At 69.3% G+C, this 21,281-nt stretch carries 18 protein-coding genes; 13 read left to right on the forward strand and 5 right to left on the reverse strand.

The genetic code is table 11. The features are described from left to right. Nucleotides 1-360 precede the first annotated feature (360 nt). From test1122_RS16785 to test1122_RS16800, 4 genes are all read left to right on the forward strand, one after another. Complete coding sequence (locus test1122_RS16785) at nt 361-585, forward strand: hypothetical protein (RefSeq protein ID WP_232269978.1); 225 nt, start codon at nt 361-363, stop codon at nt 583-585. Between the two features lie 213 nt (nt 586-798). Then, the gene (locus test1122_RS16790; protein ID WP_232269979.1) at nt 799-1,605 is read left to right on the forward strand and encodes an HlyD family efflux transporter periplasmic adaptor subunit; all 807 of its coding nucleotides are present in this window, start codon (nt 799-801) and stop codon (nt 1,603-1,605) included. Continuing rightward, nucleotides 1,602-3,941: an NHLP family bacteriocin export ABC transporter peptidase/permease/ATPase subunit gene (locus tag test1122_RS16795; RefSeq protein ID WP_232269980.1), complete on the forward strand. Its 2,340-nt coding sequence runs from the start codon at nt 1,602-1,604 to the stop codon at nt 3,939-3,941. The genes test1122_RS16790 and test1122_RS16795 overlap by 4 nt, the downstream gene beginning before the upstream one ends. A gap of 1 nt (nt 3,942) precedes the next feature. Beyond that, nucleotides 3,943-6,906, forward strand: coding sequence for an NHLP bacteriocin export ABC transporter permease/ATPase subunit (locus test1122_RS16800; RefSeq protein WP_232269981.1), 2,964 nt, complete (start codon nt 3,943-3,945; stop codon nt 6,904-6,906). A 54-nt stretch (nt 6,907-6,960) separates the two neighbouring features. On the opposite strand, the gene test1122_RS16805 is transcribed toward test1122_RS16800, so the two are convergent. After that, the gene (locus tag test1122_RS16805) at nt 6,961-8,067 is read right to left on the reverse strand and encodes a SigE family RNA polymerase sigma factor (RefSeq protein ID WP_232269982.1); all 1,107 of its coding nucleotides are present in this window, start codon (nt 8,065-8,067) and stop codon (nt 6,961-6,963) included. Nucleotides 8,068-8,201: 134 nt separating this feature from the next. On the opposite strand from test1122_RS16805, the gene test1122_RS16810 reads away from it, so the two are divergent. Further along, nucleotides 8,202-9,647: a cell division protein PerM gene (locus test1122_RS16810; RefSeq protein WP_232269983.1), complete on the forward strand. Its 1,446-nt coding sequence runs from the start codon at nt 8,202-8,204 to the stop codon at nt 9,645-9,647. Between the two features lie 266 nt (nt 9,648-9,913). Here the strand turns inward: test1122_RS16810 and test1122_RS16815 are convergent, their stop codons facing one another. After that, nucleotides 9,914-10,699: a hypothetical protein gene (locus test1122_RS16815; RefSeq protein WP_232269984.1), complete on the reverse strand. Its 786-nt coding sequence runs from the start codon at nt 10,697-10,699 to the stop codon at nt 9,914-9,916. 231 nt (nt 10,700-10,930) lie between these two features. On the opposite strand from test1122_RS16815, the gene purN reads away from it, so the two are divergent. Then, the gene (gene purN, locus test1122_RS16820) at nt 10,931-11,566 is read left to right on the forward strand and encodes a phosphoribosylglycinamide formyltransferase (RefSeq protein WP_232269985.1); all 636 of its coding nucleotides are present in this window, start codon (nt 10,931-10,933) and stop codon (nt 11,564-11,566) included. Then, a complete protein-coding gene (gene purH, locus test1122_RS16825; protein ID WP_232269986.1) occupies nt 11,563-13,125 on the forward strand; it encodes a bifunctional phosphoribosylaminoimidazolecarboxamide formyltransferase/IMP cyclohydrolase in 1,563 nt (520 codons plus the stop codon). Before purN ends, purH begins: the two co-directional genes overlap by 4 nt. Before the next feature lie 111 nt (nt 13,126-13,236). Here purH and test1122_RS16830 read toward each other — a convergent pair whose 3' ends face one another. Together test1122_RS16830 and test1122_RS16835 are read right to left on the reverse strand one after the other, a co-directional pair. Next, on the reverse strand, nt 13,237-13,791 hold the full coding sequence (locus test1122_RS16830; protein ID WP_232269987.1) for a hypothetical protein: 555 nt from the start codon (nt 13,789-13,791) through the stop codon (nt 13,237-13,239). 177 nt (nt 13,792-13,968) lie between these two features. Then, complete coding sequence (locus test1122_RS16835) at nt 13,969-14,640, reverse strand: RDD family protein (protein WP_232269988.1); 672 nt, start codon at nt 14,638-14,640, stop codon at nt 13,969-13,971. Between the two features lie 249 nt (nt 14,641-14,889). Here test1122_RS16835 and test1122_RS16840 point away from each other — a divergent pair, with 249 nt between their 5' ends. The 3 genes from test1122_RS16840 to test1122_RS16850 all read left to right on the forward strand — a co-directional run bounded on the left by test1122_RS16840 (nt 14,890) and on the right by test1122_RS16850 (nt 17,563). Continuing rightward, entirely contained in the window at nt 14,890-15,744 is an 855-nt protein-coding gene (locus test1122_RS16840; RefSeq protein ID WP_232269989.1) for a bifunctional methylenetetrahydrofolate dehydrogenase/methenyltetrahydrofolate cyclohydrolase, read from the forward strand. A 3-nt stretch (nt 15,745-15,747) separates the two neighbouring features. Further along, entirely contained in the window at nt 15,748-16,251 is a 504-nt protein-coding gene (locus test1122_RS16845) for a DUF3017 domain-containing protein (protein WP_232269990.1), read from the forward strand. 91 nt (nt 16,252-16,342) lie between these two features. After that, nucleotides 16,343-17,563, forward strand: a complete 1,221-nt coding sequence (locus tag test1122_RS16850) for an NADP-dependent isocitrate dehydrogenase (protein WP_232269991.1) — start codon at nt 16,343-16,345, stop codon at nt 17,561-17,563. A gap of 112 nt (nt 17,564-17,675) precedes the next feature. Here test1122_RS16850 and test1122_RS16855 read toward each other — a convergent pair whose 3' ends face one another. Further along, nucleotides 17,676-18,050, reverse strand: a complete 375-nt coding sequence (locus test1122_RS16855) for a peptidoglycan-binding domain-containing protein (RefSeq protein ID WP_232269992.1) — start codon at nt 18,048-18,050, stop codon at nt 17,676-17,678. 345 nt (nt 18,051-18,395) lie between these two features. Here test1122_RS16855 and test1122_RS16860 point away from each other — a divergent pair, with 345 nt between their 5' ends. The 3 genes from test1122_RS16860 to test1122_RS16870 all read left to right on the forward strand — a co-directional run bounded on the left by test1122_RS16860 (nt 18,396) and on the right by test1122_RS16870 (nt 21,258). Then, nucleotides 18,396-19,211: a helix-turn-helix domain-containing protein gene (locus test1122_RS16860; RefSeq protein WP_232269993.1), complete on the forward strand. Its 816-nt coding sequence runs from the start codon at nt 18,396-18,398 to the stop codon at nt 19,209-19,211. Further along, nucleotides 19,211-20,113, forward strand: a complete 903-nt coding sequence (locus test1122_RS16865) for a helix-turn-helix domain-containing protein (protein ID WP_232269994.1) — start codon at nt 19,211-19,213, stop codon at nt 20,111-20,113. The genes test1122_RS16860 and test1122_RS16865 overlap by 1 nt, the downstream gene beginning before the upstream one ends. 77 nt (nt 20,114-20,190) lie before the next feature. Further along, the gene (locus test1122_RS16870; protein ID WP_232269995.1) at nt 20,191-21,258 is read left to right on the forward strand and encodes a helix-turn-helix domain-containing protein; all 1,068 of its coding nucleotides are present in this window, start codon (nt 20,191-20,193) and stop codon (nt 21,256-21,258) included. The last annotated feature ends 23 nt before the right edge of the window (nt 21,259-21,281 follow it).

The following is a 21,281-nucleotide window of genomic DNA, read 5'->3' on the forward strand; positions in this document are numbered from 1 at the left end:
GGTTATTTCGGCAGTTGCTGACAGTTATTCGTGGACGCAGCTTTCCAATTGCTTTAAGTGTGGGTATGTCCTTTCTTAATCAACTCCCGAGCAGGGTAGGAGGATTGACCAGGCGTCATGTGAAGAAGTTGTTACCGTTCGGTAGGCAGGGGTGCACATTGGTGCGAGTTGTGATGTCGAAGTGTTCACCGAACCATCAGATAGGCGCATTGCGTTGTAGTGGGTTGACGTGATTGGATCTTGCCGGTGCGGGAGTCGTCATCAGCGGTTGACCGATGAATCGGTCGTGTCCGCTTTGTCACCGACCCGGCCGTCCCCATTTCCGGATGCCCACACAGTTATTGAAGGGAATAGCAAGTCATGCGTAACGACTTCACCCAGGTTGAGACCCGCGAGATCGCCGACAGTGAGCTTGACAACATTTCCGGTGGCGTCGGCGTCACCGCCGCCGCCACCGCCGGTGACTACGGTGTCGCCACGGGCGTTGACGGTGCCGCGGTCGTCGGTGCTGCCGAGACCACCGTTGCCGCGGTGCCGGTTGACCAGATCACCCAGCTGGTCAATGTGCAGACCACCGGCATCTGACAGCAGAGTTCACGACGAAACTCACAGTCAGAAGCGTTACCCGACCTACCGGTATATCTGAATACCAGCAGGGTCAGCCAGGCCCCCGGAACTCCATTCCGGGGGCCTTAGGTGCCATTGCCCACCGGTGGTCATCTGCGCGGCTCGGTGTCTGTGTTACGGTCATGCACCGCTAAGCCTGACCGAGATAAACGCAGTTGAAGGAATAGTCCCGTGGAGTTCCGGCAAAAGGCGCTTTCCAAGCTGCAGTCGCCTGAGGAGCTCGACATACCGGTGCGCTTCGCCCGGCCGCAGGGCTGGCTCGTACTGGCTGTTACGGCAGGCGTCATGGCCGTCGCGGCCTTCTGGGCCGTGACCGGTGATGTGACGTCCAAGCTGAGCGCACCGGGAATCCTGACCCGTGCGGGGGGCAGTTACATCCTGCAGAGCCCCGTCTCGGGGCAAGTCACCGCGGCCCTCGCCGAAGAGGGCGACATGCTTCCCGAGGGCGCACCGGTGCTCAGTGTACGTACGGATGAGGGGGTCCAGGCCGTACGCACCGTGGCCGCGGGCCGGGTGACCTCGCTGGTGGCCAAGATAGGCACGGTGGTCACCACCGGAGCGGATGTGGCGACCGTGGAGCGCGTCGACAGCGCCGATGACCCACTGGTGGCGATGCTGTACATGCCGGGCGGCAGCGGATCGACGGTCCCGGTGGGCGCCCGGGTGGACCTGTCCATTCAGTCCGTGCCGACGCAGCAGTTCGGTGTGTTGAGAGGCCGCGTCAAGGCGGTCGGCCGGATTCCCCAGACGCGACAGCAGATCACCAGTTTCCTCGGCGACAGCCAGTTGGGCGAGCAGTTCTCGAAGCAGGGCCACCCGGTAGCGGTGATGGTCCAACTGGAACGGTCGACGGGCACCAAGTCCGGCTACAGATGGTCATCGACGGACGGACCACCCTATGCGATCGAGTCCATGACGATGGTCAGTGGCGCCATCCACCTGGCCGCGCAGCGTCCGGTCGATTGGCTGCTGCCATGAGCGCCCCCCAGGAGCCCGCAGCCGCACAGTCGCCACCGCGGGCGGAGCGCGGACGGCGCCGTGCGACCCCGAACAGCGGGCGACGCCGTCCACCCGCGAACGGCGGACGGCGCCGGTCCAACCAGGCGCCCAGGACAGGGCCCAAGCCGGCACCGAAGGGGAAGAAGGGGAAGAAGGGGAAGAAGCAGCGGACCGTCCGCAGTCCCACCGTGCTTCAGATGGAAGCCGTGGAGTGCGGTGCCGCGGCGCTGGCCATGGTGCTCAGCCACCACGGCAAGCATGTGCCGCTGGAAGAACTGCGGATCGCCTGCGGTGTGTCCCGTGACGGTTCCAGAGCCAGCAACCTGCTCAAGGCGGCACGCGGATACGGCCTCACGGCCAAGGGCATGCAGATGGAGCCGGCCGCTCTGGCGGAGGTGCGGGCGCCGGCCATCCTGTTCTGGGAGTTCAACCACTACGTCGTCTACGACGGGATGGGGCGGCGTTTCGGCCGACGGGGCGTGTACATCAACGATCCCAGCCGGGGCCGCCGTTTCATCCCGATGGAGGACTTCGACACCAGTTTCACCGGCGTCGTGCTGACCTTCGAACCCGGCAGCGGGTTTCGCCGGGGCGGCCGGAAGCCGGGGGTCATGAGCGCCATGCCGACCCGGCTGCGCCGTATGACGGGCACCATGCTGGCCGCTGTGCTCGCCAGCTTTCTGCTGGTCGTCGTCGGCGCGTCGGTGCCGGCCATGACCCGTACGTACATCGACATGTTCATGTTCGGTAATCAGACGTCGATACTGGGGGTGCTCTTCGCGTCGATGGCCACCGCGGTGGCGCTCATCGCCGTGCTGACCGCCGCGCAGCAGGCGAATCTGCTGCGCGGACGCATCATCTCCTCGACGCTGGGCAGCGCCCGCTTCCTGCGCCATCTGCTCAGGCTGCCGGTCACGTTCTTCGCCCAGCGCAGCCCGGCCGACCTCGTCCAGCGCCTGCAGTCCAACGACACGGTGGCCGAGACCCTGGCACGGGACCTCGCCGCCGCGGGGGTGGACGCGGTGGTGGTCATCCTCTACGCGGTGCTGCTGTGGACCTACGATCCGCAACTCACCGTCATCGGGGTCCTGATCGCACTGCTCAACATCGTGGCGATGCGGGTGGTCCTCCGTCTGAGGGCCACCGGTACCCAGAAGCTGCGCGCGGACAACGCCCGGCTGACCAACACCTCGTACAGCGGCCTCCAGCTGATCGAAACCATGAAGGCGACCGGCGGCGAGAACGGGTACTTCCGCCGCTGGGCCGGTCAGCACGCGACCACGCTGGACACCCAGCAGCGACTGGGCGTGCCGACCGCGGCGCTGGCCGTCGTCGCCCCCACGCTCGCGGCGCTCAACAGCGCGCTGATCCTTCTGATCGGCGGGCAACGGGCGGTGGAGGGTCATATCTCGATCGGTCTGCTCGTCGCCTTCCAGGCGCTGGTGACCAGCTTCACCGCGCCGATCACCCGGCTGAACGGGGTGGTCGGCCGGCTTCAGGACTTCGCGGCCGATGTGGCCCGGCTCAAGGATGTCGAGAGCTTCCCCGTGGACGCGCTGTACTCACGGCGCGAGCCGGCCGCGAGTACCCGCAGGCTCAAGGGGCATGTGACGCTGGATAACGTCACGTTCGGGTACAACCCGCTCGACAAACCCCTGCTCTCCGACTTCTCGCTGTCCGTCGGACCCGGACGGCAGGTCGCGCTCGTCGGCGGATCCGGCAGCGGTAAATCCACCGTGTCCCGGCTGATATCGGGTCTCTACGCTCCATGGGAGGGCGTGATCCGCATCGACGGGCAGCCGCTGGACGAGATTTCCCGTAGTGCGCTGTCCGCTTCGGTCTCATTCGTCGATCAGGATGTCTTCCTCTTCGAGGGCACCGTCCGCGACAACGTGGCGCTCTGGGATCCATCGATATCGGATGAGGCCGTCGTCGCCGCCCTCGAGGACGCCGCCGTTCATGATGTGGTCGCCCGGCGGCCCGGCGGGCTTCACAGCCGGGTGGAGCAGGACGGCCGCAACTTCTCCGGCGGTCAGCGGCAGCGGCTGGAGATCGCCCGCGCGCTGGTGCGACGGCCCAGCATTCTGGTCCTGGACGAGGTGACCAGTGCCCTGGACGCGGAGACCGAGCAGGTGATCATCGACAATCTGCGGCGGCGTGGCTGTGCCTGTGTGGTGATCGCGCACCGGTTGAGCACGGTGCGCGACAGCGACGAGATCGTCGTGCTGGACGGGGGAACGGTCGTGGAGCGCGGGCGGCACGAGCAACTGGTCGCCGCAGGTGGGCCGTACGCCGAGCTGGTCAGGGAGCACTGACGTGTCGTCCGCTCACTACCCTGTCAACCCCGTCAGCACCGCCACCGGTGGGGATACCGGCGATGTGGTGGTCCCCGCCCTCGGCGGCCTGGGCGTACCGGTCGACTGCACCGGCATGCGCAGCCTGTCGTTGGAGGGGCCGCATGTGCTGTGGCTGGTCGTGGCCGGAGCGATGGACCTGTTCGCCGTCGATGTCTCTCAGCAGGGGCACTGGCACTTCCTCGGCCGGCTCACCACGGGGACCCTGCTGCTCGGACCGGTCGAGGGCCCGCAGCACACGCTCGTCGGCAGGCCCCTGCAGGGGTGCGTACTGCGCCGGATCCAGCTCCGGGAGCTGTTCCGCCCCGAGTACGGGTACGACCAGGGCTACGGCCAGGGCTACGAGCAGGGCTACGCGCCGGGCTATGAACAGGGCTACGGGCAGGGGTACGAGCAGGGCTACGGCTACGCCCTCAGCCCGCTGGAGGACGCGTTCGCCCGTGGGGTGGGACGCAGCCTGCGCATCCTGTTCGAAGCCCCCATGAGCGGTGAGCCCGTGCAGGGCTCATCACAGGAGACCGCACCGGAAGCGGGGGACTGGGCCGCCGCAGGCTACGACACGACCGACGACAACATCCTGTGGATGCCGGTGGAGCCCGGCAGCGTGCAGTACGGCGCCGCGTACGGTCCCGAGATGCCCGTCGACCTGTTCATCGACGGCGCCCTGTGGCAGAACATGGTCAACCAGCAGTCCCGGCTCCTGTTCGCGCTGGATCGCTGGATCGAACAGCTGGAGCGTGCTCACGAGGACCGGACGGCGGCCGGTATCAAGGCCGGTGAAGCCGTTCGCGCGCAGGCGGATCAGGCGTTGCTGGCCTCCATCGGCAAGCCGGGGAAGTCCGCGGCCGGTACGGGCGGGGCCACCGACGACGCCACCCTCGCCGTCTGCCGCATGGTCGCCGACGCGGCCGGAATCCCGGTGACGGCGCCCGCGGAGGGCGGCTCGTGGAACGGCAGGCTGAATCCGGTCGAGCGCACCGCGCTGAGCTCGGGATTCCGTACCCGCGTGGTCAAGCTCGGCGGTCGCTGGTGGCGGGAGAACAGCGGTCCCCTGGTGGGCTACCGGGCCGGGACGGGAGCCCCGGTCGCGCTGCTGTGGCGGCGCGGCGGATACGAGGCGGTGGAGCCCGGCACGGGCAAGCGGACGCGGATCGGCACGGCCAACGCCGAGCGGTACGAGCCCCGCGCCGTCATGTTCTACCGGCCGCTGCCGGAGCAGCCGGTCAGCGTATGGGGGCTGCTGCGCTTCAGCATCGGCGGCACCCGGATGGACGTGCGCAACCTGGTCCTTGGCGGGCTGGTCGCGGCCGGTCTCGGTGCGCTCGTGCCGATCGCGACCGGACAGGTGCTCGGTGTCTACGTACCGCAGGCCGAGACCAGCCTCATTGTCCTGGCGTCCCTGGCGATCGTGGCCACCGCCCTCGTCTCCGCCGTCTTCATGCTGCTGCAGAACATCTCGATCCTGCGGATGGAAGGGCGCATCGAAGGGACGCTGCAGCCCGCCATCTGGGACCGGCTGCTGCGCCTGCCGACGAAGTTCTTCACCGAGCGCTCCACCGGAGAGCTGGCCAGCGCGGCCATGGGCATCAGCGCCATCCGGCGCGTGCTGTCCGGCATCAGCTCGGTTGCCGTACAGGCCGGCACGGTCAGCGTGGTGAACCTTCTTCTGCTGCTGTTCTACAGCGTCCCGCTGGCGCTGACGGCGATCGGCATGCTGACCGTCATCGCCTCGGTCTTCCTCGGCATGGGCCTGTGGCAGCTGCGCTGGCAGCGCGAGTTGATCGAGCTCAGCCACAAGCTCAACAACCAGGCCTTCCAGACCCTGCGCGGGCTGCCCAAACTGCGCGTCGCGGCGGCGGAGAGCTTCGCCTACGCGGCCTGGGCGCGCGAGTTCGCCCGCAGCCGCGAGCTGCAACAGCGGGTGGGCCGGATCAAGAACCTGACCACGGTCTTCAACGCGGTCTATCTGCCGCTCTCCATGCTCATCATGTTTATGCTGCTCGCCGGTCCGGCCCGCGGCAGCCTGTCGGCGAGCGGCTTCCTCACCTTCAGCACTGCCTTGACGATCCTGCTGACCTCGATGACGCAGCTCACCGGTGCGCTCATCTCGGCCGCCGCTGTCCTGCCGATGTTCGAGCGGATCAAGCCGGTGCTCGACGAGCTGCCGGAGGTGCGCGGAGGGACCACACAGCCCGGCACCCTGTCCGGCGAGATCGAGGTCAGGCAGCTGTCCTTCCGATACGCCGAGGACGGGCCGCTGGTGCTCGACCATGTGTCGTTCCAGGTGCTGCCGGGCGAGTTTGTCGCGATCGTCGGGGCCAGCGGCAGCGGCAAGTCGACCCTGCTCCGGCTGCTCATCGGCTTCGACAAACCGGCGTCGGGCAGCGTGCTCTACGACGGCCAGGACCTGGCCGCCCTCGACCAGGCAGCGGTGCGCCGTCAGTGCGGAGTCGTCCTCCAGAACGCACAGCCGTTCAACGGCTCGATTCTGGACTCCATCTGCGGCGCCGAGATGTTCTCGCTGGAAGAGGCGTGGGAGGCCGCCGAGATGGCAGGCGTGGCCGAGGACATCAAGCGCATGCCGATGGGCATGCACACCGTGCTCTCCGATGGTGGTGGCACCGTCTCCGGCGGGCAGCGGCAACGCCTCATGATCGCCCAGGCCCTCATCCGCCGCCCGCGCATCCTGTTCTTCGACGAAGCCACCAGCGCGCTGGACAACGAGACCCAGCGCGTCGTGATCGAGAGCACGCGCACCCTGCGCTCCACCCGCGTCGTGATCGCCCACCGGTTGTCCACCGTCATGGACGCCGACCGGGTGATTGTCATGGCGGACGGCCGTGTCGTTCAGCAGGGCCCGCCGGCCGAACTGCTGGCCGATACGGGTGGCCTCTTCCATGAGCTGGTCCACCGTCAGATCGGATGAACCGACCGCACAACGCCGTGCTGCCGTGCTGCCGTACCGCCGTGCTGCCGGTGGTCAGCGGGACAGCTGCTGGATCGTCGTGGGCACCTCCGGCAGCAGCGTGCCGCGCTCAGTCGTGGCGATGGTGAACGACACCGCCACCACCATCCCCACCGTCAGCCCCACCGCCGCCCGCGTCCAGCTCCGCGACAGCCGCTCACTTCCGGTCCGGACGACCCACGCCGGTGCGCTCCGTACGGGCTGGGCCGCCGCGACCCGGTTCAGCAGCGTGCCGATCACCTCGCCGCGCTCCTCCGGCGGTGTGTCCCGGACCTCGGACAGCAGCCCGGCCACCGCCTCACGGGCATGCATCAGCCGTCCGGCGGCTGCCGGGGTGCTTGCCTCCGTCTCCGCGGCGGTCTCCGCCAGACCGAGCCCTATACCGTCGTGCAGCACCAGGGTGCGGCGGTACGAGGGCGGCAGGCTCAGCACGGCGTCGAGGACCGCCTTGTCCTCGGGCGGCCCCGCGTGCGCCTCGGGCGTGTGACCGGGGCGCAGCCGGTTCCAGGGGGAGAGCGCGTACTCATACGCCACCGCCCGTACCCACCCGGCCGGATCCCGGTCTGTGGCGACCTCCGGCCAGCGCTCCCACGCGGTGTGGAAGGCCCGCTCCACCGCCGACTCGGCGGCCCCCCGGCTCCCGGTGAGCAGGAAGGTCTGCCGGGTCAGAAAGCGGACATGCTGGGTGTACAGCTGGTCGAAGGCGGCGGCGGCCGTATCAGCCACGGCGCCCTCGCTCTGACTGCCGTCCCGGCCGTCGTCCCGCCCGTCGTCCCGTCCGTCATCCCGAGCCTGGCTCTCGTTCCGGCTCTCGTCCCGGCTCTCGTCCCTGCCGTCGTCCGGGCCGTCGTCCCGAGCGTCGTCCCGAGCGTCGTCCCGAGCGTCGTTCGTGCCATCGGTCTGGGGCTCGCTCGCGGTTTCGCTTGTGGCCGCCGTGGCCACGCCGCTGGCGAACTCCTCGGCCGCCGGCTCACTGAGCGCCCACTTGGGACCCGTCGAGGTCGCCCGGTCGGTCGTGGCCTCCTGCGGCGGCCCGCCGCCAGCCTTGCGTTCCTTGGCTTTGCGCTTTCTGGCCTTGCGCTTCTTGGGCCGCTTCCGGGCGGGTTTGGTGAGCTCGGTCATGCCTGTCTCTCGGCACAGTTCGCCCAGTCCGTGCTGGTGCTCCGCGTGAAAAGGTACATAAGCATATGTTGGGCGACACAGCGAGCTTTCGCCTGCTACTAGGGCAAAACGGGTGTTGTTGGCAGCATGGCGCCGTGAGCCAATCGACGCATCGCAGCCACCGTCGCCGAATCCCCGTGGGGGACATCGCGAACTGGCTGGTGGAGGGCGCGCTCGCGGCGGTCCTTGGGCTGGCGGCGTTCGCCATGCTCGTCCTGCTGCTGTGGATCACTTCGCCCTACCCGGACAGTGGCCCCCGCGGCGCCCTGAGTATCGCCGCCGAGCTGTGGCTCCTCGCCCACGGCGCGGAGCTCGTACGCACCGACACGCTCAGCGGCGTACCCGCGCCGGTGGGAGTGACCCCGCTGCTGCTGACCGTCCTGCCGGTGTTCCTTCTCTACCGGGTCGGGCGGGCCTCCGAAGGGGCCGGCTGGCGGTCCATTGGCTGGCTGAACACGGGCTACCTCCTTATCGGGGCCCTGGTCGCCTGGTACTCGCTGGGCGGACCGATCCAGGTCTCCCCGCTCAGCGCCGCGCTCCAGCTGCCGCCGCTCACCGTGGGCATCACCGTCATCGGGGCCTGGGTGGCCCGGGGCCGGCCCGCGCTGCGGCGGTCCGCCGTGCCGCTGCCCAAGTCATTGCCGGTCTGGGGGCGCTGGCCACGGGCTATGACGGCGCTTCATGGCGCGGGGGTGGCGACCGGGGCGCTCCTCTGTGGTGGCGCACTGCTCGCGGCGGGTGCGCTCGTCTGGCATGTGAGCGTCGCCCAAGCGGCGTTTCCGCAGCTCACGACCGCCTGGTGGGGGCGGATCGCGGTGCTGCTGCTCTGCCTGGCGCTCATCCCCAACACCGCCGTCTGGGGCGCGGCATACGGGCTCGGTCCGGGCTTCAGTGTTGGTGGGGGCAGTTCGGTGGGGCCGCTCACGGCGGTCGGCGGCTATCCGCAGCTGCCGCACTTTCCCCTGCTCGCGGCGCTTCCCGCGGAGGGGGCCGGGGGTCCGCTGGTATGGGCCGTCGCCGGAGCGGTGCCGGTGGTGGCGGGGCTGGTCGGGGGGTGGCACATCGCCAAGGTGAGTGTGCCGGTGCGCGGCAGTACGCATGGGGCGGCGAGCTGGCGCGGCACGGTGGCGACGGTGGGCCTGGCGGCGATCGGCTGTGGCGCTGCGATGGCGGTGCTGGCGACCTTCGCGGGTGGCCCGCTGGGCAGCGATGCCCTCTCCCACATGGGGCCCAGCTGGTGGCTGACGGGGGCGGCGGCGCTGGGCTGGACGGCGACTGTCGGTACCCCGACGGCCCTGCTGGTGCGGCTCTGGCGGCTGCGGGAGCCGGATCTGATGCTGGCCGCCGGTATTCGGTGGCGCCGCTGCACGGCCTGGTTCGGCAGGCTGCGGGTCCGGCGTAGGCGGCCGGAGGAGGAGTGGCACGCGGCCAGGCGAAGCCGCTGGGCCGCGCTCAAGGAGTCCTCGGGTGGGCTGATGCCGGACCTCGAGTCCGGCCACCGCCGGGACCCAGAACCAGAACGCGAGCCCACACCCCGCTAGGGGGTGCTTCCCCTAACCCACCCCTCCCCGAAACTGGGGGCTGACGCCCCCAGACCCCCGAGGTGTTGTGGGCACCCGAGCGCCACCATGTTGTGGGCACTCGGGCTGCCCGAGGGGCGGCACGGGTAGGCACAACACCGGCCCACCGGCCTGCACCGGCCAACCCCGGGCCCGGGGCGCAGCCCCGGTTACGGGAAGGGGCGGGATACGGGGAACCCCACCCCAGCACCCCGGAGCCGCGCATCGGGGAAACCCCCGCTGGTCGTTCAGTCGCGGTCGCCCAGGATGGGCCGCAGACGCTCGGGGAGGTGCTGCTCGCAGGCCTGCCGGGAGGCCGTGGTCAGGGCGTCATCCACACAGTCGTAGTACTCCTTGTAAATGAGCTGGAAGGAGAAGGTCGTCGCGACGACCAGCAGCGCGAGGAAGCCGGTGACCAGGCCGCTCACCGCCGCCGTGGTCTGCGGCTTCCCCTGCCGCCCCTGACCCGGCGCCGGGGCCGGCGCGGGTGCCTCGCCGTCGACATCCGCCGCCGTAGCGTGAGCGGACTTCTCCGCGGCGCCCCCGCCCGCGCCCGGCGCGCCCCGCAACGAGCTGATCGCCCAGTAGATGGCGAGCGCGCCCAGCAGCAGGGCGATCGGCGGAATGTTGAAGAGCGCGAAGAAGAAGCCCCACATACCGGCGAGCAGCGCGTACCGCGCCTGCCGCTGTGCGGGGTCCCGGGGATCCCAGCGCAGACGGCCGTTCGGCTCGCCGTTCGGCCCGCCGGGGCCGTCCGGCTTGCCGCCGTTGCCGAAGCCACCGCTCTGCCGTCCCGGCTGGCGCTTGCTCCACTGGCTGCCCCACTTCCGGCGGGCGGACTGCTCGTTCTCGCCGTTGCCAGCGTCCCCCTTGCCGGAATCCCCGGAGCCGGAGTCCCCCGAGCCGGAATCGCCGGGGTCCGGGTCGGCGGGACGCCGGGGCTGCCACGGCTGGTCGGGGCGGTCCTCGGGCGGGGCTGCGAAGGGGTTGTCCTGCTGGCCGGACTGTCCAGAGGCGCGGCGTCGGTCCGTCATGTGGTCTGTGTCTTCCCCTTCTCATGCCCGTGATGCCGTACAGCGTACGGACGCTACGGATCCGTATCCCTGACGCTACCTTCCGGGCCTCCCCCCGTCCCGTGGGGGCCGTCTGGAGTGCCGGTATCGTTGCTGACGGTCGGCCGCTTCGTAGGGTCCCCCGGATTCACCCGCCTCCGTCGTTTGTCTGATCACACTAAGCCGTACATCACCCCGAGAAAGAGCCTCGTCGTGGCTGCTACCGCGTCTTCGCATCCCGCCCGGCTCGTCGTGCTCGTATCGGGCTCCGGTACGAATCTGCAGGCCCTCATCGATGCCATCGCCATGGCCGGTCCGGCCGCCTACGGTGCCCAGATCGTGGCCGTCGGCGCTGACCGGGACGGCATCACCGGGCTGGAGCGTGCTGCGCGCGCCGGGCTGCCGACCTTCGTATGCCGGGTGCGGGACCACCCCACCCGGGAGGCGTGGGACCGGGCGCTGGCCGAGGCCACGGCCGCGTATGAGCCGGACCTGGTGGTGTCGGCGGGCTTTATGAGGGTCGTGGGCAAGGAGTTCCTTGCCCGTTTCGGCGGCCGGTTCGTCAATACGCACCCGGCCCTGCTGCCCAGCTTTCCCGGCGCCCATGGAGTACGCGACGCGCTCGCGTACGGCGTGAAGGTGACCGGGTGCACCGTTCACTTCGTCGACGACGGCGTCGACACCGGTCCGATCATCGCCCAGGGCGTGGTCGAGGTCCGGGGTGAGGACGATGAATCCGCGCTGCATGAGCGGATCAAGGAAGTCGAGCGACGGCTGCTCGTCGATGTCGTGGGTCGCCTCGCCCGCGACGGCTACCGCATTGAGGGACGAAAGGTTCAGATCCTGTGACCGCCGAAGGTACGAAGCGGCCGATCCGCCGCGCGCTGGTCAGCGTCTACGACAAGACCGGCCTGGAGGAGCTGGCGCGGGGGCTGCACACGGCCGGTGTGCAGCTCGTCTCGACCGGCTCGACAGCGGCGAAGATCGCCGAGGCCGGTGTCCCGGTCACCAAGGTCGAGGAGCTGACCGGCTTCCCGGAGTGCCTGGACGGCCGGGTGAAGACCCTGCACCCGCGGGTGCACGCGGGCATCCTCGCTGATCAGCGGCTGGCGGACCACCGCTCGCAGCTGGCCGGGCTCGGGGTCGAGCCCTTCGAGCTCGTCATCGTGAACCTCTACCCGTTCCAGGAGACCGTCGCCTCCGGCGCGGGCCCTGACGACTGCGTTGAGAAGATCGACATCGGCGGTCCGTCGATGGTCCGTGCCGCCGCCAAGAATCACCCGTCCGTGGCGGTCGTCGTCAACCCGTCGCGTTACACGGACGTTCTGAAGGCCGTCGCTGACGGCGGCTTCGACCTCGACGCCCGTAAGCGGCTCGCCGCCGAGGCGTTCCAGCACACGGCCACTTACGACGTGGCGGTGGCGAGCTGGTTCGCCGCCGACTACGCCGCCGTGGACACCAGTGCCTTCCCGGACTTCCTGGGCGTCACATACCAGCGCAAGAACGTGCTGCGCTATGGCGAGAACCCACACCAGCCCGCCGCCCTCTACAGCGGCGGCTGCGGTGGTCTCGCCGAGGCCGAGCAGCTGCACGGCAAGGAGATGTCCTACAACAACTATGTGGACACCGAGGCCGCACGCCGGGCCGCGTACGACCACTCCGACCCCTGTGTCGCGATCATCAAGCACGCCAACCCGTGCGGCATCGCGATCGGCACGGATGTGGCCGAGGCGCACCGCAAGGCGCACGCCTGCGACTCGCTCTCCGCCTTCGGCGGCGTGATCGCCGTCAATCGCCCGGTGTCCAAGGAGATGGCCGAGCAGGTGGCCGAGATCTTCACCGAGGTCATCATCGCCCCGGAGTACGAGGACGGCGCGGTCGATGCCCTGGCCCGTAAGAAGAACATCCGCGTGCTGCGCTGTCCCGAAGCCCCCCAGCCCCCGGCGGAGTTCAAGCCGATCGACGGCGGTGGCCTGGCCCAGGTGAAGGATGTCTTCCAGGCCGAGGGTGACGACCCGGCCAACTGGACGCTGGCCACCGGGAAGGCGCTGACCGAGGGCGAACTCGCCGAGCTGGCCGTCGCCTGGCGCGCCTGCCGCGCGGTGAAGTCCAATGCGATCCTGCTCGCCAAGGAGGGCGCCACGGTCGGCGTCGGCATGGGCCAGGTCAACCGGGTCGACTCGGCCAAGCTCGCCGTCCAGCGCGCGGGCGAGGAGCGGGCGAAGGGCTCCTACGCCGCCTCTGACGCCTTCTTCCCCTTCCCCGATGGGCTGGAGGTGCTGACCGCGGCGGGCGTCAAGGCCGTGGTCCAGCCGGGCGGTTCGGTCCGCGACGAGCAGGTCATCGAGGCGGCGAAGGCCGCAGGCGTGACCATGTATCTCACGGGCACCCGGCACTTCTTCCACTGAGCAGAATGTACGAGGTCCGCGCCTCCCCTCATACGGAGGCGCGGACTTCGGCCGAAGGCGCCAACCCCCGGTTTCTGCGGGCCCGGCCTTCGCCGTGGTGGTGGATCATGCTCAACCCACCGAGGACGGCGGGTGGTTGAACCAGTGACCGGCGTCCTGCTTGGAGCAGAAAACGATCACAAGAATGCCACAGGTCACAAAGACCAGTCCGATCAGTGGGACACCGACGAGGAAGAGCAGTCCGAGCAGGATGACCAGCGCGCCGGTGATGATCGAGCTGATGCGCACCCCGCCCCGGCCGCGCCCGAAGAGCGCTGCGGTGATGATCTGCAGGGCCGCCAGGGCCCCGAGTATGACGGCCACGACGACGATCGCGACCCGCGCGGTAGCCAGGTCGTCCAGGCCATTCAAATCCTTGAGGTCTTCGGTGGTGATCGCGGCAGCGGTGATGAGCAGGAGAACGGCGAGCAGTGCGGAAATGCCGCCCAGGACGAACAGGAGCGTCCGTGCCGCTTTGAGCGTGCCCGGCATCTCCGGGGCTGTCCCGGGCGCCCCGGGATAACCGCCGTACTGTTCCTGCGGATAGGCGGGATAACCGCCTTGCGGCGGCTGCTGGCTTGTGTGCGGGGGACCGTAGGGGCTGTTATGCGGGTCCGGGCTGCTCATGGCGTCTCCAACGGTGCGACACGGATCTCTCAGGACAGAGTGCTCACTATCGGGGCCGGTTGAACCAGGTAGCGGCGGCGGGCTGCGGCACTGCTGGCGCCGTGACGCCGAAGGGCGGCCCTGCCGGTGTGGCAGGGCCGCCCTTCGGCGTCGCATCACAGCGCATCACTGGGTGCGTCACTGGGACTTGATGACGACCGACCCCACGATCTTGTCGGCGAAGGTCTGCTTCTTCGCGTCCCACGCGGGCCACAGAAAGCCGAGGTAACAGGGGAGGGCGTCCAGGAAGTGCGCGAGGTAGCGGACGAACGCCATACCGAAGCCCAGCACCTGGCCGTCGGCCTCCCGCACCATGCGGATGCCGACCATCTTCTGGCCGACGGACTGCCCGCGCGTGCCCTTCAGATAGAGCATGTACAGGCCGATGCCGAAGGACGCCACATAGCCGAGTATCACCAGGACAATCCCGAACCCACCGCCCTCCGGGCTGCACTGCCCGTACTGGTCACACTCGGTGCTGCCCGCCAGGATCGCGCTGCCGATGAGACCGAGGACGAGTGCGGGCACGAAGGCGATCAGCCCGTCCATGAACGCGGCCGCGAACCGTCCCCACCAGCCCGCGTAGGCGGGCTGGTGGCCGTACGGGGCGCCGGGGTAGCCCTGCTGCGGGGGCACGCCCTGCTGCGGGTACCCATAGCCCGGCTGCTGCTGGGGATACCCGTAACCGGGCGGCTGCTGGGGCGGCTGCTGCTGGGGGTACCCGTAACCCGGCTGCTGCTGGGGGGCGCCGCCGTAGGGCTGCTGCGGCGGCTGCTGGCCGTAGGGGTTGTTCGGGTTCGGGTAGCTCACTGTCTGTTTCCTCCGAGCGGTCTTTACGGGACTGCCGTGCCGTTCTGCCGGAGGAAGAAGGGAGGGAGAGTCAGTGCCGGTGTCCCCCCACAGCCGTCCCCGTCGGCCGCAGCACTGCCGGCCATCATCATCGCCTACCGTGAACGCTGTCCACTCGGGGCCCGTAACCGTGGCGAAGCTGCAATGCACTCGCCCCGGATCGGAGACCTGGATTGGAGACCTCGGCACCCGATCCGGGAGGATGGGACTATGAGCGCGCAGATTCTCGACGGCAAGGCCACCGCGGCCGCGATCAAATCCGAGCTCGTCACTCGGGTAGCGGCCCTCAAGGCCCGTGGCAGCACGCCTGGACTGGGCACCGTGCTGGTCGGTGAGGACGTCGGCAGCCAGAAGTACGTGGCGGGCAAGCACCGTGACTGTGCCCAGGTGGGCATCGCATCCATCCAGCGTGAGCTGCCGGAGACCGCTGCCCAGGAGGAGATCGAGGAGGTCGTACGGGAGCTGAACGCGAACCCGGAGTGCACCGGGTACATCGTGCAGCTGCCGCTGCCCCGGGGCATCGACACCAACCGGGTGCTGGAGCTGATGGACCCGGGCAAGGACGCCGACGGGCTGCACCCCATGAACCTGGGCCGTCTGGTGCTGGGTGAGGCGGCGCCGCTGCCCTGCACCCCGAACGGCATCATCGAGCTGCTGCGCCGCCACCAGGTGGAGATCAAGGGCGCGGATGTCGTGGTGGTCGGCCGTGGGGTGACCGTGGGCCGTTCGCTGCCGCTGCTGCTGACCCGCCGCTCGGAGAACGCCACCGTGACCCAGTGCCACACCGGGACCCGCGAGTTGTCCGCGCATCTGCGCCGGGCCGACATCGTGGTGGCCGCTGCCGGGGTGCCGCATCTGATCAAGCCGGAGGACATCAGGCCCGGTGCGGCCGTGCTGGATGTCGGTGTCAGCCGGGATGAGAGCGGCAAGATCGTCGGCGATGTGCACCCGGGCGTGGCGGACGTCGCGGGCTGGCTCTCGCCGAACCCGGGCGGCGTCGGCCCGATGACCCGGGCGATGCTGCTCGCCAATGTCGTCGAGGCCGCCGAACGGAACGCGGGCTGAGCCATGGGCACAGACTCCACGGGCGCCCCCCGGGGCCGTAAGTCCGGTGCGGCCGGTGTGAACGGTGCGAACGGCGTAAACGGTGTGAACGGCGCCGCAGCCCCGGACGCCTCGGCGCCGCGTAAGGGATCCCGCCGCTTCCCGTCGCTGACCCGGGACACCGCCCGGCCGGAGGGCGGGGAGCGGGCCGCGGCGGGGCACGCCCCGGCGCCGTACCGGCAGTGGCCGCTGCTCACGGTGCTGGCCGGGGCCGCGGCGGGCCTGCTGGTCACCCTCGTCGAGGCCCGGATCGGCGCGCTGGTCATAGGTGCGGCCCTGCTCACGGGGGCTGTACTGCGCTGGCTGCTGCCCTCGGTCGGGATGCTGGCGGTCCGCTCCCGGTTCACGGATGTGCTGACCTACGGGGCGCTCGGCACCGGAATCGTGCTCCTGGCGCTGATGGCTCCACCGGAGCCCTGGCTGACGATTCCCTTCCTGGAGGACATCGTGGGATTCTCCGTCCGCTGACGGGCCGGGTTGCGGGCAGTCTTGGGATGGCCGAGTATCTTGATGGCGAGATACTTCGACTGGAGGCGCGCGAGAGGGACGTACCGTACTCATGGTCAAGATCAAGGTTGCAGCCCCCGTCGTCGAACTCGACGGCGATGAGATGACCCACGTCATCTGGCAATTCATCAAGGACAAGCTGATCCTGCCGTACCTCGATGTCGACCTGAAGTACTTCGACCTCGGGATCGAGCACCGCGACGCCACGGACGACCAGGTCACGGTCGACGCGGCACATGCGATCAAGGAGTATGGCGTCGGCGTCAAGTGCGCCACCATCACCCCGGACGAGGCCCGGGTCGAGGAGTTCGGCCTCAGAAGGATGTACCGGTCGCCGAACGGCACGATCCGTAACATCCTCGGTGGTGTGGTCTTCCGCGAGCCGATCATTATGAGCAATGTGCCCCGGCTCGTCCCGGGCTGGACCAAGCCGATCATCATCGGCCGTCACGCCTTTGGCGACCAGTACCGCGCGACCGACCTCAAGGTCCCGGGCGAGGGCACGCTGACCATGACCTTCACCCCGAAGGACGGCTCCGAGCCCATGGAGCTGGAGGTCTTTGAGTTCCCGGGCTCCGGCGTCGCGATGTCCATGTACAACCTGGACGAGTCCATCCGCGACTTCGCCCGCGCGTCCTTCCGCTACGGCCTGGCCCGTCACTACCCCGTCTACATGTCCACCAAGAACACGATCCTGAAGGCCTACGACGGCCGCTTCAAGGACCTGTTCCAGGAGGTCTTCGACGCGGAGTTCAAGGACGAGTTCGACAAGGCCGGGCTCACCTATGAGCACCGTCTGATCGACGACATGGTGGCCGCCGCCATGAAGTGGGCGGGCGGCTACGTCTGGGCCTGCAAGAACTACGACGGTGACGTCCAGTCCGACACCGTCGCGCAGGGCTTCGGCTCCCTCGGTCTGATGACCTCCGTGCTGATGTCCCCCGACGGCCGTACGGTCGAGGCCGAGGCCGCGCACGGCACGGTCACCCGCCACTACCGCCAGCACCAGCAGGGCAAGGCCACCTCGACCAACCCGATCGCGTCGATCTTCGCCTGGACCCGTGGTCTGGCCCACCGGGGCAAGCTGGACGGCACCCCCGAGGTCACCACGTTCGCCGAGACTCTGGAGCAGGTCTGCGTCGACACCGTCGAGGGCGGCCAGATGACCAAGGATCTGGCCCGGCTGATCGGTCCCGAGACCCCGTGGCTGACCACGGAGGAGTTCCTGGACGCGCTCGACGAGGGCCTGAAGAAGAAGATGGCCGAGGTGTAAGCCGGACCGCATACAGGCCGTTGGCCCGTCCTCTCCCCCGTGAGGACGGGCCAACGCCGTATGTGCTCCGTACGTGACGTGCTCCTGCGTGACGTGCTGTACGTGATGTGGCTCAGTACGCGCGGAACATCGCCCAGGTGTTCTTCCCCACCTTGCCGTCGGCAGCCAGGCCGTGGTCACGCTGGAACTTCTTGACCCACCGCTCGGTCTCGGGCCCGAAGATGCTGTCGACCTTCAGCGGGTTACCGCCCTGCCACAGCTTGTTGATCAGGCACTGCACCTCCTTCACCCGCTTTCCGGTGTGCCCCCGCATGGTCAGTGCCTTCCCGCCGTAGTAGCCACAGGACGCGGTGATGGAGACATCGCCGGACTGCTGAGTGGCGGGCTGGGCGGTGGTGCCGGCCTGGGCGGCCGGAGCCAGCGCGCCCGCGCCGCCGAGGATGGCGGCGGTCATCGCACCGGCGACGATGCTCCTACGGATGTTCATGATGAGTTCCTCCCGTTTGGCGTTCCCCAGTTGTTGTTGGGGACCCTGTCGATGGGGCGGCGCGGGGTGGACCACGCCGCCCGTTGTGCGTAACCGAGATTGCTCGCCAATCGCATCCGCCGCCACAACAGACGGCTGGAGTGGGCCAAACTGGGATGTCCCAGGCCCTGACCTGCTGGGATGACTGCCGCGCGGATACCGTGCTGGGATGTGGGACAGCCATGAACGATGGCTGGAACGGATGGCCGATGGGGGCGGTACCCGCGCCGGGCGGTAGTTTTCGGGCATCGTTCCGAAAAAACCCGGACTTGACCGTGCCGGGTGCGGACGCGAATGGGGTGGAGCATGTCGCGTTGGAAGGAGCTGCCGGATTCGCTGGACCAGCGAGTCCGTCAACTCGTCGTACAGATGCGGAGAATGAAGGATCACAGTGGGCTGAGCCTGGCCGCGCTGGCAGGACGGACCGCGTACAGCCGTTCGTCCTGGGAGCGTTATCTCAACGGCAAGCAACTGCCCTCACGTCAGGCTGTGGAGGAACTGGCCCGCGCCTGTGGCACCGAGCCGTCCCGGCTGCTGGTGCTGCACGAAGTGGCGGAGCAGTCCTGGAACGGGGGGATGGAGACGACCGAGGAGACGACCGAGGAGACGACCGAGGAGACGACCGAGGAGACGACCGAGGAGACGACCGGGGAGACGGCCGGGGAGCCTGCCGCCGAGCCGGTGGCCGCGCCCGTGCCACATCGCCGTGGGCTGTGGGTGGCGCTGGCCGTGGTAGCGGTGTTCATCGTCGCGGGCGCCGGGCTGCTGGCCGCCCGGCCGTGGCAGCGGGAGGACACCCAACCGCCAGCCGAGGCAGCGGTGTTCGAGCACAAGCCGGGGCGTACCTACAGCTGCGATGTGACCCGCGAGAACGGCAAGCTCCACGCGGGCCGCAGCGATACGGACACGGCGTTGCTGGTGCAGGGCAGCGCCGGCTGGGAGGTTGTCGAGGCCCAGTGCCTGCTGGTCCACCACGGGTTTGAGCTCGGCGGTGTCGACGGCGTGTACGGGAACAAGTCCGAGCGCGCGGTCAAGCGCTTTCAGCGCGAGAACCGCGAGGAACATGGGCTGGTGGTCGACGGCAAGATCGGCCCGCATACCTGGAAGGTCCTCCGCGACTGATGCCCGAGAAGCTGGTGGAGTGCGAGCGGCTGGCGGAGGCGATGCGGGAGCTGCGCGCGGACAGCGGGCTGAGTCTGGCCGCGCTCGCCGAGCGCACCTCGTACAGCAAGTCCTCCTGGGAGCGCTATCTGAACGGCAAGAAGCTCCCGTCCCGGCAGGCCGTCGAGGAGCTGGTCCGGGTGTGCCGGGCCGAGCGGGAGGCTGTCCGGCGCTTGGGCGCCCTCTGGGAGCTGGCCGATGCCGCCTGGTCCGGACGGGGCGGCTGGGCCTCACCGCCACCGCAGCCGCAGCCGTCCGGCGCTACGGAACCTTCGGCGTCAGCGGCGTCAGCGGCATCGGGGCAGTCCGGGCAGTCTGGGCAGTCCGGGGAGTCTGCCCGGCGGGGTGGCTGGCGGGTGGCTGTACGGGGCCGCCGGGGGGCCGTCACCACGGTGCTGGCCGGGACGGGGGCGCTCACTGCGGTCGGGGCGGCCTTCGCGTTCGGCTTCCTCGGCAGCGCGTCGGGCGATGCTTCGCCATCGCCGTCACCGGCCCTGACCACCGGCTGCCGTGGGGCGGAGTGCACCGGCAAGGACCCCGAGCAGAACGCGTGCGGCGCCGCGCATGCTGACCCTGTGACGGTCGCCGAGTACCGGTCCGCCAGCGGGGCGCGGCTGGAGATCCGCTACAGCACGGTGTGCTCGGCGGGTTGGGGCCGTATCTGGAACGCGGATATCGGCGACCGTGTGCTGGTCACCTCTTCGGCTGATAAGAATGGTGCCTCTCAAGTCGCCCGGGTCGACGATGAATATGACGCGGACGGCTATGTGTACACCCGTATGACGTGGGCTTCTGACCGTTCGGAGCTGCGGGCTTGTCTGCTGCCGAAGGACGGCGGGGAGCGCGAGTGCTTTCCTCCCTAGTGGCACACTGGCACATGGGGGATTCACCACAGCACGTACAGCACATACAGCACGTACAGGGGGAGGAGGGGGAGGCAATGCCTCGTTGGAGGGCGCTGCCGGAGGAGCTGGATCCAGAGATCCGTGAGTTCGCGGGCCAGATGCGACGTCTTGTGGACCGCAGCGGACTGAGCATCGCCGCGGTCGCGGACCGTACCGGCTACAGCAAGACGTCCTGGGAGCGCTATCTCAATGGACGGCTGCTCCCGCCGCAGGGGGCGATCTCCGCGCTGGCCGAGGTGACCGGCACAGACGTACGGCATCTGGCGACCATGTGGGAGCTGGCCGAACGGGCCTGGAGCCGGGCCGAGATGCGGCACGACATGACGATGGAGGCCATACGGATCTCCCAGGCCCGGGAGGCGCTGGGGGCGTTCGAACCGGACGCCCCGGCGGCGAAGAAGAAGGCCAGGGGACGGGACAGGACGAAGCCGGTCAATGCCGCCACCCCGCTGCCGCCAGGCCCGGAGGAGACCGACTCAACCACGGTGCTCCGCCGTCAGTCCCGGGCTCCGGCGCAGCCGGTCGCGCCGCGGGACCGGCGGTACCACGCGCCGCAGCCGCCCGGCCCTGCCGGTCCTGCCACGCCGCCGCTCCAGGGCGGGGGCGGCCATCCCTCCGGCTCGCGCCGGGCGGGGATGTTCCTGGCGGGAGTGGTGGGCGCGCTGGCGGTCATAGGGGCCGCGGTGTTCCTCTTCGATCTGGGCGGCGGCGAGGACCAGGCCGCCGCGGAGCCGACGACGGCCCCCACGAAGCCCGCCCCGAAACTCCCGGCCGGGGTCAAGTGCTCGGGCGAGGACTGTGCCGGTGAGGATCCGGAGCTGATGGGCTGTGGCGGTCAGTACGCCGAGACCACCTCCGACGCCATCTTCAGCGGCGCCTATATCGAGGTGCGGTACAGCGAGGTGTGCAAGGCGGCCTGGGCCCGGGTCACCGACGCCGCGCCGGGCGCCACGGTGCGTATAACGGCCGACCAGAAGACAGAGGACAGCAAGGTCGGCGAGGACACGGACGGTTACACCAAGATGGTCGCCGCCAAGAACGCCGAGGCGGCTCGGGTCTGTCTGGAGACGGCCGTCGGCGCCGAGGGCTGCACCACGTCGTAAGGGCCGGCCCGAATAGGGGGCAT

Origin of the sequence: Streptomyces gobiensis, assembly GCF_021216675.1 — a bacterium.
Classification (GTDB): Bacteria; Actinomycetota; Actinomycetes; order Streptomycetales; family Streptomycetaceae; genus Streptomyces; species Streptomyces gobiensis.

What these genes read in the sequence shown, in the direction of transcription:
- test1122_RS16860 (WP_232269993.1), top strand. Translation starts at nt 18,396, where the DNA reads ATGTCGCGTTGGAAGGAGCTGCCGGATTCGCTGGACCAGCGAGTCCGT.
- test1122_RS16850 (WP_232269991.1), top strand. Translation starts at nt 16,343, where the DNA reads ATGGTCAAGATCAAGGTTGCAGCCCCCGTCGTCGAACTCGACGGCGAT.
- test1122_RS16795 (WP_232269980.1), top strand. Translation starts at nt 1,602, where the DNA reads ATGAGCGCCCCCCAGGAGCCCGCAGCCGCACAGTCGCCACCGCGGGCG.
- test1122_RS16785 (WP_232269978.1), top strand. Translation starts at nt 361, where the DNA reads ATGCGTAACGACTTCACCCAGGTTGAGACCCGCGAGATCGCCGACAGT.
- test1122_RS16865 (WP_232269994.1), top strand. Translation starts at nt 19,211, where the DNA reads ATGCCCGAGAAGCTGGTGGAGTGCGAGCGGCTGGCGGAGGCGATGCGG.
- test1122_RS16855 (WP_232269992.1), bottom strand. Translation starts at nt 18,050, where the DNA reads ATGAACATCCGTAGGAGCATCGTCGCCGGTGCGATGACCGCCGCCATC.
- test1122_RS16830 (WP_232269987.1), bottom strand. Translation starts at nt 13,791, where the DNA reads ATGAGCAGCCCGGACCCGCATAACAGCCCCTACGGTCCCCCGCACACA.
- test1122_RS16845 (WP_232269990.1), top strand. Translation starts at nt 15,748, where the DNA reads ATGGGCACAGACTCCACGGGCGCCCCCCGGGGCCGTAAGTCCGGTGCG.
- test1122_RS16805 (WP_232269982.1), bottom strand. Translation starts at nt 8,067, where the DNA reads ATGACCGAGCTCACCAAACCCGCCCGGAAGCGGCCCAAGAAGCGCAAG.
- test1122_RS16840 (WP_232269989.1), top strand. Translation starts at nt 14,890, where the DNA reads ATGAGCGCGCAGATTCTCGACGGCAAGGCCACCGCGGCCGCGATCAAA.
- test1122_RS16870 (WP_232269995.1), top strand. Translation starts at nt 20,191, where the DNA reads ATGCCTCGTTGGAGGGCGCTGCCGGAGGAGCTGGATCCAGAGATCCGT.
- test1122_RS16815 (WP_232269984.1), bottom strand. Translation starts at nt 10,699, where the DNA reads ATGACGGACCGACGCCGCGCCTCTGGACAGTCCGGCCAGCAGGACAAC.